Below are 17,747 nucleotides of genomic sequence, written 5' to 3'. Positions count from 1 at the left end.
TGATAATTCGAATCCAATTGATCTGTTGGAAAACGAATTCTATCTGATTGTCATTCGATTGTTTACCCAACTAAATCATCAAAATTTATTACTTAAATTCTGATGGATACTTTGAATTGACAAATTGTGTGGTAATAAAAAACAATTACTTGCTTATATGTTATGTTTAACTTGTGCCATGCTTATAAGATGGCTTTGAATGATGCCAGCATAATAAGAAGGAGGAGTTATGTCGTTTGATTTAAAAAAGGTTTGTGTTTCAACACTTTCCGCTGCAAGTAAAGAGTATGATTATTACAGCTTGCCACTGGTTGCTAAACATTTAGGTGATATTTCCCGCTTGCCCAAATCAATGAAAGTTCTTCTGGAAAATCTTCTGCGCAATATTGATGGCAACTCTGTTGTTGATGACGATTTAAAAGCGATTATTGATTGGCAAAATACCGGTCATGCAGATCGGGAAATTGCTTACCGGCCAGCACGTGTATTGATGCAGGATTTTACGGGTGTGCCTGCCGTCGTTGATTTAGCGGCGATGAGGGACGCCGTTCAGCGCCTTGGCGGCGATGTTGAGCAGGTTAATCCATTGTCTCCGGTTGATTTGGTTATTGACCATTCCGTTATGGTGGATAAATTTGGCACGGAAAACGCTTTTGAACAAAATGTTCAATTAGAAATGGAACGTAACTATGAACGTTACCTGTTTCTGCGTTGGGGACAACAAGCATTTAACCGTTTTCGTGTCGTACCGCCAGGAACCGGGATTTGCCATCAGGTAAACCTGGAATACCTGGGTAAAACGGTTTGGCATGAAACGCATAACGGGCGAGAGTTAGCTTATCCTGATACCCTGGTTGGTACTGATTCTCACACCACAATGATCAATGGCCTTGGTGTTCTGGGATGGGGAGTTGGTGGTATCGAAGCGGAAGCGGCTATGTTAGGACAACCTGTTTCCATGCTTATCCCTGATGTGGTGGGTTTTAAACTCAGCGGAAAGTTACGCGAAGGGATTACTGCGACAGATCTTGTGCTGACAGTGACACAGATGCTGCGTAAACAGGGTGTGGTTGGCAAATTTGTTGAATTTTATGGTGATGGGTTAGCTGACTTGCCGCTGGCAGACAGGGCAACCATTGCCAATATGTCACCGGAATATGGTGCAACGTGTGGTTTCTTCCCGGTGGATGAGATTACGCTGAGTTATATGCGGTTAACCGGGCGCACAGAACAGCAGATTGCTCTGGTTGAAACCTATTGTAAGATCCAGGGATTATGGCGAAATCCGGGTGATGAGCCGGTATTTACCAACAGTCTGGAACTGGATATGTCTACGGTGGAAGTCAGTATCGCCGGGCCGAAACGTCCCCAAGACCGGGTTGCTTTAGAGCGGGTACCGCAGGCATTTCAGTCAGCCATTGATCTGGAGATGAATAAAGCACAAGGAAAAGTCGCTTCAGCTCCCGTTAATCTGGATAACCAGAGCTATGAGTTAGAAGAGGGGGCGGTGGTTATTGCTGCGATAACTTCCTGTACCAACACATCCAACCCCAGTGTGATGATGGCTGCGGGTTTACTGGCGAAAAAAGCGGTTGAGAAAGGGCTTAAATGCCAGTCATGGGTAAAAACCTCACTGGCACCCGGCTCGAAAGTGGTGACGGATTACCTTAAACTTGCTGGCTTTATGCCCTATCTGGAGAAACTTGGCTTCAATCTGGTGGGTTATGGCTGCACAACTTGCATTGGTAACTCCGGGCCATTGCCTGAACCTATTGAAACTGCGATTAAGCAAGCCGATCTTACTGTCGGTGCGGTCCTGTCTGGTAACCGGAACTTTGAAGGCCGGATCCATCCTTTGATAAAGACCAACTGGCTGGCATCACCCCCATTGGTTGTGGCATATGCTTTATCCGGCAGCATGAAAAAGGATCTGACTAACGATCCTATTGGTCAGGATCAGCAAGGCAATGATGTCTATTTGAAAGACATATGGCCTGACCGCAAAGAAATTGCTGAAGCGGTTGATAAAGTTAAAGTTGGCATGTTCCACAAAGAGTACGCCGAAGTCTTTGATGGTGATGAGACATGGCAGTCGCTGAAAGTCATCAGTTCTGCAACTTATGACTTTCAGCCTGATTCTACTTACATCCGTCACCCGCCATTCTTTAGTGAGATGACAGCAGAGCCGGAGGCTATCACGGATATTCATGGTGCGAATATCCTGGCGATTCTGGGTGATTCTGTCACCACAGATCACATTTCCCCGGCGGGGAATATCAAAGCTGATAGTCCGGCAGGGCGTTATCTTCAAGAGCATGGCGTTGATCCTAAAGATTTTAACTCCTATGGCTCAAGGCGTGGTAACCATGAAGTGATGATGCGCGGAACGTTCGCCAATATTCGTATTCGTAATGAGATGATTGCGGGTGTAGAAGGCGGATATACCCGCCATATTCCATTACAAACACCATTAGCGATTTATGATGCGGCCATGCGTTATCAGGAAGAAAAAACACCATTGGCAGTCATTGCCGGCAAAGAATATGGTTCTGGTTCGAGCCGCGATTGGGCAGCGAAAGGAACCCGGTTATTGGGGGTTCGGGTGGTGATTGCGGAATCATTTGAACGTATTCACCGTTCTAACCTGATTGGTATGGGGGTATTACCACTGGAATTCCCTCAGGGCGTAAACCGTAAAACGCTAAATCTGAAAGGTGATGAGACGATTGATATTGCCGGGATGAATAACCTCAAGCCTGGTCAGATTGTACCGGTAAAAATGACTTATGTTGGTGGGCGTAAGGTGGTCATTGAGGCTCGGTGTCGTATTGATACTGGAACTGAACTGGATTATTTCTACCACGGCGGTATTTTGCATTATGTCATCCGCCATATGTTGAAATAATTTTTACATCACATAAAGATGGCACCAATATCGGTGCCGTCTTTGCCAGCTAAAATAAGTAGAAATTAAAGCTCATCAGGTAGAAAATGTCCCATTTTTCTGGCCTTGGTATCCAGATAATGAGCATTGTTAGCATTGCGGCCGGTAATTAACGGAACCCGCTCCACAATATTAATACCTGCTTCGGTCATAATTTCTACTTTTTTAGGATTGTTTGTCAGTAGACGAATAGCATGAACGCCCAGCAATTTATACATGTCTGCACATAAGGTGAAATCACGTTCATCGGCGGCAAAACCCAACTGATGATTAGCTTCTACCGTGTCAGCGCCCTTATCCTGTAACGAATAAGCACGAATTTTGTTTAGCAGGCCGATATTACGACCTTCCTGCCGGTGGTAAAGTAATATCCCTCGTCCTTCCTTGGCAATTTGAGCCAGAGCCGCTTCAAGTTGAAAGCCGCAGTCACAACGCAGACTGAACAAGGCATCACCCGTCAGACATTCTGAATGGATCCTGGAGAGAACCGGTTCATTATCAGAAATAGTGCCATATACCAATGCGACATGATCTTGACCTGTGGCGATTTCTTCAAAGCCGATCATTAGAAAATCGCCCCACGGGGTAGGTAATTTAGCCTCAGCTACCTGTTTTAATTGCATCTTATTGTTCATATGTCGATTCAGACTCGTTACAAGAATAGATTTAAGAAAATAATACCGGTCTGGGAAATCAGCTGAAACTGTACAAGAAATTTTCTCTGATTATAACGTACATCTATTCTGCCATATCTACAGCCAATTATCTGTGAAAAATCCTCAAATAATCGTATATAAGTAATTGGCATAACATCAATATGTTAAGCTGTGGACGGGTTTTTAAAATGTATACCAGTCTGGCAGGGGATAATATTGGTGGCTGCTTTTAGTTGGTGGGTTTAGATAGGTAATTGCTTCTTATTTACACTTGGTTAGTCGGAAGATATCGCAAAAAAGCGGAAAGAAGCATTTATCATGATAAATTGCTTCCTTTGCCCAGACTGGAAATGCTAATTTAATAGGCCGTTATGTCTGTTATTTGGCATAATATCCAAGCAACAATAGATAACAGGAAAAAATGTGAAATATTTTCTGATTTTATTACTGGTGTTGGTGATCTTTGTCATCTCTGTGACCCTTGGCGCAAATAACGATCAAATTGTTACTTTTAACTATCTGATTGCTAAAGGGAATTATTCCGTATCTACACTTTTGGCTATCTTGTTCGCCAGCGGTTTCGTGTTAGGCTGGGTTATCTGTGGATTATTCTATCTTCGTACTCGTTTGTCATTGGGAAGAGCTGAACGCAAGATTAAGCGACTCGAAGCACAACTGGAGCAACCGGCTGAACCTCCGGTTACTCATTCATCGCCTGTATTTAGCAAGGAATAAATCCCCATGTTAGAGCTGTTGTTTCTGTTGCTTCCTGTGGCCGCTGCTTATGGCTGGTATATGGGGCGCAGAAGTGCTCAACAGGATAAACAACAAAATGCTGATCGCTTGTCGCGGGAATATGTTGCTGGGGTTAACTTTCTCCTTTCGAACCAGCAAGATAAAGCGGTGGATCTGTTTCTTGAGATGCTTAAAGAGGACAGTTCCGCTTTTGAAGCGCATCTGACTTTGGGGAATCTGTTCCGTTCCAGGGGAGAAGTGGAACGGGCTATCCGTATTCACCAATCTCTCATGGAAAGCGCTTCTTTGACATTTGAGCAGCGCTTACTGGCGACGCAACAATTAGGCCGCGATTATATGTCTGCGGGTTTGTACGATCGTGCCGAAAATATGTTTGTTCAGCTGATGAATGAAAAAGATTTTCGGCAAAATGCCTTTCAATCACTGCTTACGCTTTACCAGGCAACTAGTGATTGGAAAAAAGCCATTGATATCGCTGAAAAATTAGTTAAATCCGGTAAACACGATATACGGGAAAAAATTGCGCATTTTTATTGCGAACTGGCTTTGCAGGAAATGAGCGGTGATGATCTTGATGAAGCTATTGGCTATCTCAATAAAGCTGTCCAGGCAGATAAAAATTGCGCCAGGGTTTCTATCATGTTGGGACGTCTGTTTATGGTCCAACAGGAATACACTAAAGCGGCGGGTTCTTTGAAATCTGTACTTGAGCAAGATAAAGAGTTAGTCAGTGAGGTGTTACCTATTCTCCAGGAATGTTACCAGCATCTGAATCAGATTGATGAATGGGAAAATTTCCTCAAACGTTGTGTCGAAGAGAATAGTGGGGCAACTGCCGAACTTTTACTGGCTGATATTATCGAGCAGAAAGAGGGCCATGAAGTCGCGCAGATCTATATCAATCATCAATTAGAACGTCATCCGACGATGCGCTTGTTTTATCGCCTGATGGATTACCATTTGGCAGAAGCGGAAGAAGGCCGGGCGAAAGAAAGTATTATTTTGTTGCGGGACATGGTGGGTGAACAAATTCGTACTAAACCTAATTATCGCTGCCATAAATGCGGCTTTACTTCTCATTCACTTTATTGGCACTGCCCATCATGCCGTTCATGGGATTCGATTAAACCTATCCGTGGGTTGGATGGTCAGTGACAATATCACAGTAATATTTCTTTGTTGGTCAAAAAGGTTAAAAAATGACATCGCATACCTTAACATCATTCGGTAAACAGATTAGCTCGCCTGTAATTGTTGCTTTAGATTATGACAATCAGGATGCTGCCTTGGCTTTTGCTGACAAAATTGATCCACAGGATTGCCGCCTGAAAGTGGGTAAAGAGATGTTTACCCTCAATGGTCCTCAGTTTGTTAAGTCGTTGCACCAGCGTGGCTTTGACGTATTCCTGGATTTGAAATTTCATGATATTCCCAATACCACCGCCAGAGCGGTAGCGGCTGCGGCTGAGATGGGGGTTTGGATGGTAAACGTTCATGCTAGCGGTGGTGCCAGAATGATGGCGGCGGCGAAAGAAGCGCTACTGCCTTATGGTCATGCTGCGCCGTTGTTAATTGCTGTCACGGTATTAACCAGCATGGAACAATCGGATCTGCAAGGTATCGGTATTGATATTACGCCAGCGCAACAGGCTGAAAGGTTGGCAAAACTCACGCAGGAATGTGGATTGGATGGTGTGGTTTGTTCTGCGCATGAAGCTACGCAACTGAAAAACGCTTGTGGTCAGGATTTCCGACTGGTAACGCCGGGGATCCGTCCGGCAGGCAGTGAAGCCGGTGATCAGCGTCGTATCATGACGCCGGAACAGGCGGTATTGGCTGGTGTTGATTATATGGTTATTGGGCGTCCGATTACCCGTGCAGCAGATCCGGCGGCGGCATTGCGTCAGATTAACCAATCTATTGCAGGAGTTATTAATGCAAGATAATAATTCGCGTCTGGTCTATTCCACCGATGGGGGCCGTATTCAGGAAGAAACCGCTAAACCTCAGCGTCCGAAAGGGGATGGTATTGTTCGTATCCAGCGCCAAACCAGTGGTCGTAAAGGAAAGGGCGTTTGCGTTATTACCGGAATTGACGCTGATGATCAGACACTGGTCAAGTTGGCGGCTGAATTGAAGAAAAAATGTGGCTGCGGTGGTTCAGTAAAAGATGGTGAAATAGAAATTCAGGGCGATAAAAGAGATTTATTGAAACAATTGCTTGAAGCCAAAGGTATGACAGTTAAATTGGCTGGTGGCTGATAAAAGGGCGGATATTCGCCCTTTAATACCTATCTGTTCGGACAATATTCTTTTACATGCGGATTTTTTTTAATTCTCTATTAATGGTTGATGATTTTTCGATTAAATACAATTAACACCCCCTTCTGAAAAGTTAAAAACATCCAGTCTGTTTCGTAAATTATTTTACGCTATGATTTTGCTATCATAATGCACTGTAGACTATTTAAGATAGTTCTTTTGTGAAAATGGGTCTCTTTATGATAAATGTGATTATTATTAAAATTATTTTTTAAATCATAAAGATAACAAATTTATTCTGTTTTTTTAGTTAAGAGGTTGACTATGGAGAACGATCATTCTACCATGAAAAACATGGAAGGTGAGAAGGCGGCAAACATCAGGGAAAACATGTTGGATGCTGTAGATGAATTAATTTACACCAGGGGGATTGCGGCGACAGGTATCGATCTGATAACGCGTACAACCGGTTCTTCACGTAAGACAATTTATCGTTATTTCGGTACCAAAGATGGGTTGGTTGAAGAAGTTCTTCGCCGGCGGGATGAACGATGGATGGGGTGGTTTACTTCATCAATAGCTGAATATAAGACGCCAGAAGAAAAATTGTTGAATATTTTTCTGGTATTACAAACATGGTTTGAAAGTGATGATTTCAGAGGATGTGCGTTTATCAATACATCTGGTGAACGGCTTGATCCTGTTGATCCGGTAAGAATTATTGCTAAGGAGCATAAAGAGAAAGTTTTTACTTACGTTCTTTCTATTTGTGAAGAAATATCACCGGATTCATCGGTGGATTTAGCCAGGAAATTTTTGATTCTGATAGAAGGCGCTATTACAACTGCCCATATAATGAATGATAGAAATTATGCTTTGGAAGCAATGAATATCGCTAAGGCATTATTGAATAAATACAATGTGAGTTAATGGAAAATTTAATTATAATTAATTAGGAGACAAAATATGTCTGATACAAAAGAAATTCGCCAGCCAGTACCGCCATTTACCCGGGAAACGGCTATTCAAAAAATTCGCTTGGCCGAAGATGGATGGAACAGCCGTGACCCGGCAAAGGTTTCATTGGCTTATTCATTGGGTACTCATTGGCGTAATCGCGCTGAATTCGTGCATAGCCGTAAAGAGGCTCAGGATTTCTTGGCCAGAAAATGGGAGAAAGAGCACGAATATCGGCTTATTAAAGAATTGTGGGCTTTTACTGATAATAGAATAGCGGTTCGTTATGCTTATGAGTGGTGCGATGATTCAGGTAGCTGGTTTCGTTCATATGGTAATGAGAACTGGGAATTTAACCAAGATGGCTTAATGTACAACCGCTATGCTTGTATTAATGATCTGCCGATAAAAGAGTCTGAACGAAAATTTCATTGGCCTTTAGGTCGTCGCCCTGATGATCATCCTGGATTATCTGATTTAGGATTGTAATTTAATAGTAAATAGAAAATTGTAGATATGGCTGGTTTATACGCGGTCGGAGGCATCACCCGATTAAGGTAGAATCGCCTTCGTTATGTTCGAGCTGATTAGTATGCCAATTTTTCAATTTGGCATACTTTTTTCGGGATAAACGCCCCTTCAAAAACTGACCACTCTTTGCTTTTAATATCTAACAGAGAGCAATTGTTAGATTGCTATTAGAGGTTAGCAACGAATTGTTTATTAAATTCAGCATTCACTTTATCACTGAGAAGTTCGTACTTTTCACTCAATGCAATTTGCTGCGTTTGTAGTTGAGATGGGTTTTTAGCAAGATCAGATGCGTGAAGTTGACCCATCTCTTCCATAAAGCCGCTAGTTAACTGACTGAAGAGTGCATCTTTACCGATAATAAAACTCGAAAAGTTCTCTTTTACGAACTCTTGTTCATTGGGACTTAAGCTTTCTAAACCTAGACGTGCCTGGTTAGCGGATGTGACATCGTCAAACGTCGCGTTAGCTGGATCAGTACCAGGCTTTAGGTATGCCGCGTCATTTTTGAAGTCACCAGCATTTTGAGTCATCGCGCTTTCTATGAGTTTTTGAGAGAAACTTCTTACCTCAAACGTAGACTGTACTGGTTTGTGGTCACTGACATTCACAAATCCATCAGTGATCACACTGGTTTCATGGTTCTGTAAGTTACCCGTTTTGTTGGTTAAACCAGTATTATCGAGCTCACCGAAATCAGGGCGATCTCGACCTTCTTTCTGTTTAATATTGCCAGTGTGCTTATCAAGCTGCATGTAGGTATGGCTATCGAGTGGTTTGAACTTAAAGCCATGTTTTGCTAAATGCGTATCATCGTGTGCAATTGGGTCGTACAGCACATCAGAGCCTTCAGCAACACGCTTCTCACGTTCATTGAGATCGCCGGTGATCAGAACCTCTTCATTCGGTTTGATCCCCTCCATCAACTTGTTTCCTTCGAATTCACGCTTTACTTCTTTGTTAGAATCCAAGTGCGCGGAAATCACGTTTAAAGCTTGGCCATTGATCTCTAAAGCGGTTTTCACCCCGCCTTTGTTACCAATGATACCGTGACGATACTCAGACTCTTTTTTCACGTTAATATCGACGCCATCTTTAGCAAAAACAGACATAGAAGTATAACTAACACCTTCACCAAGACCTTTGGTCATTACTTTCATTTTGTTTTGGCTAAGGAGGTTCATGCCATCGAGTTCTAGGTCGTTAGCAAGCAATTTAGACTCTTGTTCAGCAAACAAGACCACATCATAATCACCTTTTTGGATCAGATTCTGGAAGTAGTTCTTAGTCTCTTCCGGCATCTTTTGGTTAGCCTGGTTGTAGGTTAATGTTAAGACCTTAACGTTGCCGCTGTTCTCTTTTTTGTGCAGCTGTTGGTTCATCAGATTCAGTTTTAAATCACTGTTTTTCGATGAATCTGTATTGCTAAAGAAGCGGTTAAAAAAGCTGCGATTCTCTTTTTGTTTTAGGCTAACTTCACCATCACTGTTTTTAGTAACGCTGTATTCTTTACCAAATACAGAGCCAAACTTAACCGTATCACCTTCTTTCGCATTGGTTTTGATATTTTGAATATCCGCGAAGTCTAAACTACCTCTGTACTGACTATTAATTTGAATTGTTGACATAAATTAACCTCATATTATAAATAGGGGTGTTCGCTGCAGGGATTAAATAAAAATCCCGACAGGTAGTTTTTCTGGGATCGTTTCTGCGTTATTCGTTTGTTCAATAAAACGGTGCCATTGCTCCATTTTTTCTAACAGTTGCTGAAAGATGTTTTGCACATAACTTTGAGGCTTATTTGATAGAGAAATAATCTTATAAATCGTTAATCTACGGCTATCAGGCATTAAGCCAATACCAAAACCACCTCTAAAAGGTTCTAGCGCGTGTTCACCGATCGCGACTGCAATCGCTTCTGGAAGAGGCGTTGGTAATTCAACTGGACTGGTCAGAGATATGTGTAAATTAATGGTTGTTTCATTCTTAAATATGGTTAAGAAAAGCGCCTCACCATGATCATTAGTATCGAATGATAACTCACATTGAAATAATCCATTTTCATCGAAATCGGCACCGTTACCTAAAAAGCTGATACTTTCCTGATAGATATCCATTGTGTTCCTTCTATATATTATTTTTTGATGGTTATTCTTCTTAGTAAGAAGGATTATAAAGACGAGGGAACTGTATGATATTAAGTACAGGCGGATTTTTTTATTTTTTTAATAACTTTTATTGGGTGACGCCTCCAATCAGTTGAAGTGGTGCTTTTCGATAAAAGCGCCGATGACTTTCTCGTGGATTTCAACAGAGCGAGAGAAGCAGATGGTTTTACGAGCCAATCGTTTGATGCGCGTTCTGAGCCTCAGATTGTTACGCTCGATACGCTGTGTGAAGATTTTCCCGATCAGATGTATCTCGCGCAGGACTCTTAAGAATCTACATGCTGCTTATTTTGACTTAACTGTCCAATCAATTTCATCACACTCTTGTTCATTTCCTGTGGTTCTGGCTTCAGCGATGTCAGCAAGGGCTACAGAAAGTAGAATAGGTACCCCGATATCGATAGCTTCATTCAGATAGGCATTGATTTCAGCCTCACTGGTCAAGTATTCAGTGGGGTCATATCTGCTAAACTTTTCTTCCATGTCTTGTCTCTCCATCCTCTAAACACTGAAATTTCAATTAATCAGAAACAGTGAAATATCAACTAGTTTTTGACAGATATTGGTTGGAGATCATGGGGTCTACCTCAAATCCGTAATGATCTCTCTCGCCGCCGAACATAAGCTGCCGGAAATCTACCAGGATGACATCACTACCGATGTAGAGTCTCTGGTGCGATTCGATGGTTTACGTCTGGTCTGGCTGTTGCGGTCTTGCGGCAGCGTTTTGGTGCCAACGGAAGTTGGCGTTAATCCGATCTATATCACCCATTGGTTGTGGTCTAACCACGGCCAGCAGGTGGTCCCGTTCTCTGTGGATACCCGCACGGGGTTGATTGAAAAAATCGACTTCGAACTTGATGCTCTCCCCGTGGCTTTCGTACCGTCATTTTTTTGATCCTCCTGATTGATGCGCGCGGACAAGGTGGGGAGGGGCTCCCCGCCTTAGTTTGGTATTTCAGATGATGCAAAGGTACGTTTTAATTATCTATAAATGAGAAAGGTGCTATACCGACGATTTTTGCTGTTGTGAGATTATGGTGCAAATTTACCGTAATAACAGAATAAATTATTGCGCCATCAGCCGTGAATGTCGCCTCCCGCCGCCGGCGTGAAGAAATAACTGTTGGTTCCAACTTGGGTTCATAACCGCCGCCAAGGCCGGTATCATGTACTGATTTCATGTTTATTCTGTTAAGTTCTTCACGGCAGGCAACAAAGGTAATTTCGTCATACTTTGCCATTCTCTTGTCTGATTTCATCAGGGCAAAAATATCAGACAGTTTTTTACGGTTTCCTGCTTCTGGGCTAATTACCAGTGCATCAAATTTACTGATAGTCGTGTCGTCCGCTCTGTTTTTCCATATTGCTGCTTTAACTTCTTCATCAGGCATTTTTTCATAATACTTGATACCGTAATTTCTTACCCTGCCATGATTCGATCTATTAGCTTCTACTCCGGTAGCAAGCAGATAGTTTTCAACATCATTAGCAGTCATATTTTGAATATCGTTTATGGTAAAAGTTTTATCACCTATTTTTACATTAGCCAGACTTGCTGTGTTACCTGCTTTAATTGTTGCATAAGGTTGTATATTCAGACCACTATTACCCAATGTGACATCAAAAGGCGAGTTAAGTGGATCTTCTGGTGCTTCCAGCAATGTTTTACTATGAGGGCCGAGAAATTGAATTGTCTTACCCGCCGGTACTTGTGTCCCTGCACTGTCAGAGAAAAAGTATCCGTGTGAGCTTAATACTAATTTATTAGCCGGTTCATTCGGTACCGTCCATAATTGGAATGCACCACCTAACTCAATTTTTTGTGGTTCTAACTGAGGATAGCTTTCATGTAAATGTTTAATCCTGGCTTCCGCTTTTGTTTTTCTAATATCACCTGTTCCAATCTCTGTTTCTGGTTTCTTATTGGCTTTCCTCCATTCTCTCACTCTGTTTCGGTAATCAGTTGCCGACTCATTAGGCATTTTTTCAGGTTTTCCATCACCCACGCCCATGACATTTCGGTGTGATTCATTTATGTTTATTTTGATATTTGTTAGTGGAATTTGACTATTGCCCTTGCCAGAATAAGGCCGGATAATATACTCATTTCTACCTTTAAATATGGCATATTCCGCTCTGAATCTATTTTCCGTTAACAGGGCTGAATTATTCTCCAGTAAATAATCAGAATTACTGAAATCAAATAACGTATTTTCATCATTGACGTAATATTTTGTTCCTACAATACGTGATTCTTCCAGCGCAGAAAAACCACCACTGACTTTCTTATCAATCATTTTATTATCGATAGAAGTAAACCATGTTGGGTAACGATTATAATAGATATGCAGCATCTCATGATATAAGGCAATTGCAGGTTCACGAGAACGCCAAGGTTCCTCGGCAATTTTTTCTTCCATGCCAATCAGGTGATTCTCTGGATCAAAGGCGATACTGCTGCCGGCGCTGTTTTTGGCGTAAAATTGCCCATTTTTTTCACGGACAATGGCACTCATCGTCGGAGGCTGTATATTAAAACCCTGTTTTTCAAGTTCCTGAATAACGATATTTCCAGATGGTATTTGGTCTATTTCGTTTAGTGCATGAGTGACTTGATTAATAAATAATTCATTACCTGTTATTGTGATCCCGATAGGCGGAATATCAACACGGTTACTCTCTATCGATGTATATTGAGCCGTTCTTGAGATATTACCTGAAGTATATTTTGGTATTGGTGTGAATGGTATTTCCTCAATGGCAAGGGCAATTTTATTTATCTCTGATTGATTGGGTAATTGATTTTCAAAGGAAAATGTTTCTTTCAGTAAATCAGGAAGTTCGGTTTTGATAGCATTAATTTTTTCAATTGAAATACTCGGATTGTTTTGTAATGGTAGAATAACTTCACGGATCCAAGCCTGCTGGATATCTGCTACCTCTGTGCTGAGTAGAGCGGTCTTATCTCCAAGTTTTAGCGATTTTTCGAAAAAATGTGTTAATGTTTCAGTAATATCTGATAGTTTATCGATATCATATCTTTCACAATTTTTAAATGCAGTATTGATATGAATGAATGCATCCAATATCTTATCATGATTAATATTACTGTGTGCTGCTTCAAGTTCCTGATCTATTTTTTTACTTTGCTCCAGGATAAGAAATTTATTAGATACATCGGCATGAGTAACCCAATGCCCATTTTTATTTAATTTAACCGCAGGCCAGTAACTAAGTTGTTTGGGGTAAGCCGGGTTAACGACACGCCAAGTATGATTTGCTTCATCCCATTTGACTTGATAATTAGCGCCAGATTCCTTTATATAGTAGTTCGGTTTTACGGCTGCTTCTACATTAGCAGGGCGTATTGAATAAATCCCTTTATATATTCCTTCATTTGAATGAGGCACTATTCCGTCGAATGGAAGATGACTGACTTTCCATTCACCTTTAAGTTTACCTAATCCTTTAGCGCTTTTGCCAAAAATATCAGCGAAACTTTTCTCAAGTTTAATACTATTTCTCATTGCACCAACTGCGCTTATGACTCCTCGGTAAGTTAAGGTCAGAGTCGATCTGATAGGTAAAGGTTCGATTAAATCAATTAATCCGCCGAGTATAATACTGGAAGATTGGCGTAAGGTGATTATGCCATGCTCTGGCAATGTTCTGATGACAGCTTGAATTAACGCTCTTCCGGACAGACCTGCTTGTCTGAGGCGTAATGTAGTTTGTGTTACTTTTGCCGCCATTGATTCAGTCAGTGACATGCCTAAGGTGGCAACAACTAACAGCACATTTGCTGTATCAAAGATAATTGAACCAATATCTTCTCCCGTTAATTTATATTCACTATCGGTTGTTGATTTATAGATAACATTATAGAAAGGAATAAGAATGGTTGCTGCTATATGCCAACCCGAGGTAATATCCAGCGCCTGTTTGCTTTTTATTGCGATATCATTTAGGCCTTGCTGTATTATTGTTGCGGTAACAGAAAGTAAGTTTTCTTCTTTATAAAAATTAAACTTAGGCGAACCGGTGAAACTAATTCCTACATTCATTCCTGAAGTTATACTATAATAATCATTCCAAAATGCATCGTAAGAATGTTTATATCTGCTTGTTTCTGACAAACCAATTAGAGTGTTAGAACGCTCATAGCCAATCGGAAAAAGCCTTTTCCCAGTAGTGACCATCATATTTGGCATTAATATTCCGATGCCTATCTCCATTTTTAGCTCAATTAAAAATAAGGCATTGGGTCTAGACATGGCACGTAAGGTGGGATGACTATCAACCTGCTGTTGGGTATATTTTTTTGCTTTTATTCCGCCTTGTATTGTTGAGACAACCAACCAATTACCTTGATACATTTTTATCATGGCGACATTTCCCATACCCTGTTCGACTGAATAGAGAAAAGCTTCTTCTGGTGGGTTAATAATTTCTTCGACAGTTAATTGCGCAGCAGGAGATGAAAATATTAATTTACTGAGTGAAATGGATTCATAATGACTGTATTGGTTTTTGTAAACATTAAATTGCTCATTAAAGTTGTATTGTGAATCAAATTTATCTCTCTTTTTGAAATCGATAAAAGAAAAGTATCCTGCCGGCTTTACATTTTTTTTATTGAAAGGGTTAAGTTTTATCTTGTCATTTTCAAATAATTTTATTGTTTTTAATGTGGAGTAATTAAATGCCTGTTCCACATTAGCATTCTCTTTTCTCATTCGATAAATGATTGCCGCTGTTAAAATAATACAGCCTTCCATATCAATATGTTTTGATTCCTGGGTAAGAACATGATCAGTATCATATTGAATATTATGTTTTTTAAATAATAACTCAGCCTGATCTTGGGAGAAAATAACATCGCGATAATCACCATGACCTTTAGTCATTTTTCCTACTTTAGGCGCAATTTGATAAAGCAGGGCACCTAACGAAGATAAAACTAATAAATGATATTTAGCTGCTTGTAGTGTTTGCAATTCAAAAATGTCTTTCTGGCTATATTCGGTGCGATTTTGGTTTTTTAGTGCTATCTCCTCTTTGGCTAATTGGGCTAATAATATATCATCACCAATATTAATACTTTGATTTGTTTCCGTGTGAATAATGGGTATGCCTGGGTTAATATTAGTTGAGGTAATTAGCTTCGCTACTTTTTCAATTCCTTGTTTATACGAATTAAAAAGATCTTCTTTATCTTTAATTCGTTGGTTATAATCTGACTTTTCTTTATCACTTAACTTTATATTGCCATCTGACATAAAAGTTAGCAGTGCATCTGAATAGATTTCATCATCGATATCTCCTGTAGAAAATGCTTCACGATATATTTTCAGTAGAGGTTCTTCGGGATTGATACCTAATTCGTCCCATATATCTATTTTGCTTTTATCTATGGCGGTTTCATCTTTATGCAGATTTTCCAGTTTGTTAAGAATCTCCATCTTTGCCAGTAGAGTATTTATTGCTGCATCACTATCTGTTTTCTTATAATCTTTTATAAAAATAAGGTTAAGGACGTTATTTATTGTATGCAGTAAGTCGGAATATTTTATTTCGGAATAGTTTTCAAAAATTATGCTCAACTTTTCTTTTAAAGAGTTTTGGAATTCAGGTGAATATTGACGATAAGAAAATAGATTTTCAACTATGTATAGGCTCGTTGATTTAATATCGGATGTGATCCAGGTTGGGTAATTCTGATTACCCTTCAACAGAGAGACAAATACCTCATCGCTATTCTTATTACATTTATTATTTTTGCAATCGTTATGACTATTACTCTGGTATTCCCAATATTTTCCCTGGATTACAGTATGTTCTGTTTCTTCTTGATCAGGATAACGTTGATTCCAGGACGAAGATTCTGCTATTGGCGATAAAATGCTGTTATTTTCTTCTTTTACATAGGGTACATTGCTATTGGTATTTTCAATATCATAATCGGAATGTGACATATAATCCTCCTAGTTGATTATATTTATAGATGAAAAATAAGAACTTCAATGTTGTTATATTTTTTTACAATTTTTTCACTGCATTTACTAAATTAATGGGAGGATGAATGGGGATGATTATCAGCATTAACTGAATCACTACCACATTGATCTGATTTATATTGATTACTATTGATAATTAAATATTACCCATAATCTTAAAATCACATTAATCAAGTTGGTCAATTATAATCAAAGTCAATTAATTTAAAATACTAATTAATGTAAGTAGAAATTATTAATTTATTTAATTATATATAAGTATTTACTTATTATTTTTTATGATAAGTGTCTTAGTGAACCTCCCGTATCAGGTGAACGACAAGGAGGTTACAGGTTGATTGTAGCGATTTAACTGATGACTGAGATGATAAGAGGAATTAACAAATCCTTTGTAATGAATCAGATACCAGATACAGATGGGGTAGGGGACAAGGAATGAAAAAACAGGCGTTAAAGAAGACAGTATTCAGAAAAAAGATATTTGATGTGGCATGATCAGACGCATTTCAGCCGCGTATTCAGGGACGGGGTCAACTGAACGACTACTGCGCGGCTGAAAATAAAACTATAAAATTATTTTGTTTATTTCTGCTTGGTATTTGTATTGATGTCATCAGATCTTTCTTCTGACTGTTTATTGATCGTTTCCTTCTCAGTGCAAACTTCGCTGTCACACCATTCGGCTTCTTTGATGATAGCAGGCAGACGTCGGGTCTTATCTAAGAGAAGACAGGTTACATCGGGTCGTGAATAGTGTCCGGCGGGGTCTGCAACCGATTTTGCTAAGGTAATCTCACTCAGATCGATATCTGCGTACAGTAACCCTTCTTCGTTAGGAGCTAGTGGTTTAGCTAATTGTTTGCCGTCTGGTCCGTAAATACAGGCATAGCCTCCACCGGTTTCAAGCAGGGATTTATGTGTTTCAGTCTTGCAGAGCATATCAATCATTTCTGGTGAAACCAGGGCACAGGCGCCAATGAAGAAACATTGGCCTTCCAGTGCATATACACTACTGACGGCGGTATTCATTTCACCTGACAGGCCATGAACGCGCCCTTTATAGACAGAAAAACTTGGCCATGAACCAACATGGATTTGTTCATCCTGAGCAAACATGGCGTATTTTGATAAAGGTTGAATATGTTCCCAGCAGTTTAAGGCGCCAACTTTACCAAGAGTAGTCTCAGTAATACTTAAACCGCTGCCATCACCTTCACCAAAAACCGTTCTTTCCACATGAGTGGGTTTTAATTTTCTGCGTACCAGTAACGTCTTACCTGTCTGGTCGATAATAGATTGAGAAATGTAAAGACTGCCTTTATCTTTTTCACTGAAACCGAGCACCACCATAATATTATTATCGGCGGCGGCCTGCTCAATTCTCTGATATTGCTGACTATCGAGAACTAATGAATTGTTGTGATATTGCTTGAAGAATTGCATACCCCAG

The 17,747-nt window shown here is 40.3% G+C and carries 14 protein-coding genes and 1 pseudogene; 8 read left to right on the top strand and 7 right to left on the bottom strand.

Features of this window, described 5'->3' with window-relative positions; genetic code table 11:
- The first annotated feature begins 229 nt into the window (after positions 1 to 229).
- A complete protein-coding gene (gene acnA, locus ACGF7G_RS06355) occupies positions 230 to 2,905 on the top strand; it encodes an aconitate hydratase AcnA (RefSeq protein ID WP_387464253.1) in 2,676 nt (891 codons plus the stop codon).
- 65 nt (positions 2,906 to 2,970) lie between these two features.
- Here acnA and ribA read toward each other — a convergent pair whose 3' ends face one another.
- Positions 2,971 to 3,567 (bottom strand): GTP cyclohydrolase II, encoded by a 597-nt coding sequence (gene ribA / locus ACGF7G_RS06350; RefSeq protein WP_387464252.1) that lies wholly within the window; start codon positions 3,565 to 3,567, stop codon positions 2,971 to 2,973.
- 456 nt (positions 3,568 to 4,023) lie between these two features.
- Between ribA and ACGF7G_RS06345 the strand changes: the two genes are divergently transcribed.
- The 6 genes from ACGF7G_RS06345 (at position 4,024) to ACGF7G_RS06320 (ending at position 8,064) form a co-directional block, all read left to right on the top strand.
- A complete protein-coding gene (locus ACGF7G_RS06345) occupies positions 4,024 to 4,335 on the top strand; it encodes a LapA family protein (RefSeq protein WP_133812965.1) in 312 nt (103 codons plus the stop codon).
- Between the two features lie 6 nt (positions 4,336 to 4,341).
- A complete protein-coding gene (gene lapB, locus ACGF7G_RS06340; protein ID WP_387464250.1) occupies positions 4,342 to 5,511 on the top strand; it encodes a lipopolysaccharide assembly protein LapB in 1,170 nt (389 codons plus the stop codon).
- Positions 5,512 to 5,555: 44 nt separating this feature from the next.
- Positions 5,556 to 6,302 (top strand): orotidine-5'-phosphate decarboxylase, encoded by a 747-nt coding sequence (pyrF, locus tag ACGF7G_RS06335; protein ID WP_387464248.1) that lies wholly within the window; start codon positions 5,556 to 5,558, stop codon positions 6,300 to 6,302.
- Positions 6,292 to 6,618, top strand: coding sequence for a stress response translation initiation inhibitor YciH (yciH, locus tag ACGF7G_RS06330; protein ID WP_152961976.1), 327 nt, complete (start codon positions 6,292 to 6,294; stop codon positions 6,616 to 6,618). Before pyrF ends, yciH begins: the two co-directional genes overlap by 11 nt.
- 324 nt (positions 6,619 to 6,942) lie before the next feature.
- Positions 6,943 to 7,548: a TetR/AcrR family transcriptional regulator gene (locus ACGF7G_RS06325; protein ID WP_387464245.1), complete on the top strand. Its 606-nt coding sequence runs from the start codon at positions 6,943 to 6,945 to the stop codon at positions 7,546 to 7,548.
- A 36-nt stretch (positions 7,549 to 7,584) separates the two neighbouring features.
- Positions 7,585 to 8,064, top strand: a complete 480-nt coding sequence (locus tag ACGF7G_RS06320) for a DUF1348 family protein (RefSeq protein WP_387464244.1) — start codon at positions 7,585 to 7,587, stop codon at positions 8,062 to 8,064.
- Between the two features lie 209 nt (positions 8,065 to 8,273).
- On the opposite strand, the gene ACGF7G_RS06315 is transcribed toward ACGF7G_RS06320, so the two are convergent.
- From ACGF7G_RS06315 to ACGF7G_RS06300, 4 genes and pseudogenes are all read right to left on the bottom strand, one after another.
- Positions 8,274 to 9,734, bottom strand: a complete 1,461-nt coding sequence (locus ACGF7G_RS06315) for a VPA0450 family T3SS effector inositol phosphatase (protein WP_387464242.1) — start codon at positions 9,732 to 9,734, stop codon at positions 8,274 to 8,276.
- 42 nt (positions 9,735 to 9,776) lie between these two features.
- Positions 9,777 to 10,226 (bottom strand): Ati1 family type III secretion system chaperone, encoded by a 450-nt coding sequence (gene ati1 / locus ACGF7G_RS06310; RefSeq protein ID WP_387464241.1) that lies wholly within the window; start codon positions 10,224 to 10,226, stop codon positions 9,777 to 9,779.
- 138 nt (positions 10,227 to 10,364) lie between these two features.
- Positions 10,365 to 10,532 (bottom strand): annotated as a pseudogene (locus ACGF7G_RS06305) (IS1 family transposase); the annotation flags it as partial.
- Positions 10,533 to 10,562: 30 nt separating this feature from the next.
- Positions 10,563 to 10,775, bottom strand: a complete 213-nt coding sequence (locus tag ACGF7G_RS06300) for a DNA-binding protein (protein ID WP_387464239.1) — start codon at positions 10,773 to 10,775, stop codon at positions 10,563 to 10,565.
- Between the two features lie 100 nt (positions 10,776 to 10,875).
- Between ACGF7G_RS06300 and ACGF7G_RS06295 the strand changes: the two genes are divergently transcribed.
- A complete protein-coding gene (locus ACGF7G_RS06295) occupies positions 10,876 to 11,175 on the top strand; it encodes a hypothetical protein (protein ID WP_387464238.1) in 300 nt (99 codons plus the stop codon).
- Positions 11,176 to 11,257: 82 nt separating this feature from the next.
- On the opposite strand, the gene ACGF7G_RS06290 is transcribed toward ACGF7G_RS06295, so the two are convergent.
- Both ACGF7G_RS06290 and ACGF7G_RS06285 read right to left on the bottom strand, forming a co-directional pair.
- The gene (locus tag ACGF7G_RS06290; protein ID WP_387464236.1) at positions 11,258 to 16,255 is read right to left on the bottom strand and encodes a putative adhesin; all 4,998 of its coding nucleotides are present in this window, start codon (positions 16,253 to 16,255) and stop codon (positions 11,258 to 11,260) included.
- A gap of 624 nt (positions 16,256 to 16,879) precedes the next feature.
- A partial coding sequence (locus tag ACGF7G_RS06285) for a carbon-nitrogen hydrolase family protein (RefSeq protein WP_387464235.1) occupies positions 16,880 to 17,747 on the bottom strand: 868 nt, incomplete at its 5' end.

Origin of the sequence: Photorhabdus sp. RM323S, assembly GCF_042879375.1 — a bacterium.
In the GTDB taxonomy this organism is placed as follows: domain Bacteria; phylum Pseudomonadota; class Gammaproteobacteria; order Enterobacterales; family Enterobacteriaceae; genus Photorhabdus; species Photorhabdus tasmaniensis.
This window is presented reverse-complemented; position numbering and strand designations above follow the sequence as displayed.

Bases quoted from the DNA above. Each gene is read 5' to 3' on its own strand.
- acnA (WP_387464253.1), top strand. From the start codon at position 230: ATGTCGTTTGATTTAAAAAAGGTTTGTGTTTCAACACTTTCCGCTGCA.
- ACGF7G_RS06290 (WP_387464236.1), bottom strand. From the start codon at position 16,255: ATGTCACATTCCGATTATGATATTGAAAATACCAATAGCAATGTACCC.
- pyrF (WP_387464248.1), top strand. From the start codon at position 5,556: ATGACATCGCATACCTTAACATCATTCGGTAAACAGATTAGCTCGCCT.
- ACGF7G_RS06300 (WP_387464239.1), bottom strand. From the start codon at position 10,775: ATGGAGAGACAAGACATGGAAGAAAAGTTTAGCAGATATGACCCCACT.
- yciH (WP_152961976.1), top strand. From the start codon at position 6,292: ATGCAAGATAATAATTCGCGTCTGGTCTATTCCACCGATGGGGGCCGT.
- ACGF7G_RS06320 (WP_387464244.1), top strand. From the start codon at position 7,585: ATGTCTGATACAAAAGAAATTCGCCAGCCAGTACCGCCATTTACCCGG.
- ribA (WP_387464252.1), bottom strand. From the start codon at position 3,567: ATGCAATTAAAACAGGTAGCTGAGGCTAAATTACCTACCCCGTGGGGC.
- ati1 (WP_387464241.1), bottom strand. From the start codon at position 10,226: ATGGATATCTATCAGGAAAGTATCAGCTTTTTAGGTAACGGTGCCGAT.
- ACGF7G_RS06315 (WP_387464242.1), bottom strand. From the start codon at position 9,734: ATGTCAACAATTCAAATTAATAGTCAGTACAGAGGTAGTTTAGACTTC.
- lapB (WP_387464250.1), top strand. From the start codon at position 4,342: ATGTTAGAGCTGTTGTTTCTGTTGCTTCCTGTGGCCGCTGCTTATGGC.
- ACGF7G_RS06325 (WP_387464245.1), top strand. From the start codon at position 6,943: ATGGAGAACGATCATTCTACCATGAAAAACATGGAAGGTGAGAAGGCG.
- ACGF7G_RS06295 (WP_387464238.1), top strand. From the start codon at position 10,876: ATGATCTCTCTCGCCGCCGAACATAAGCTGCCGGAAATCTACCAGGAT.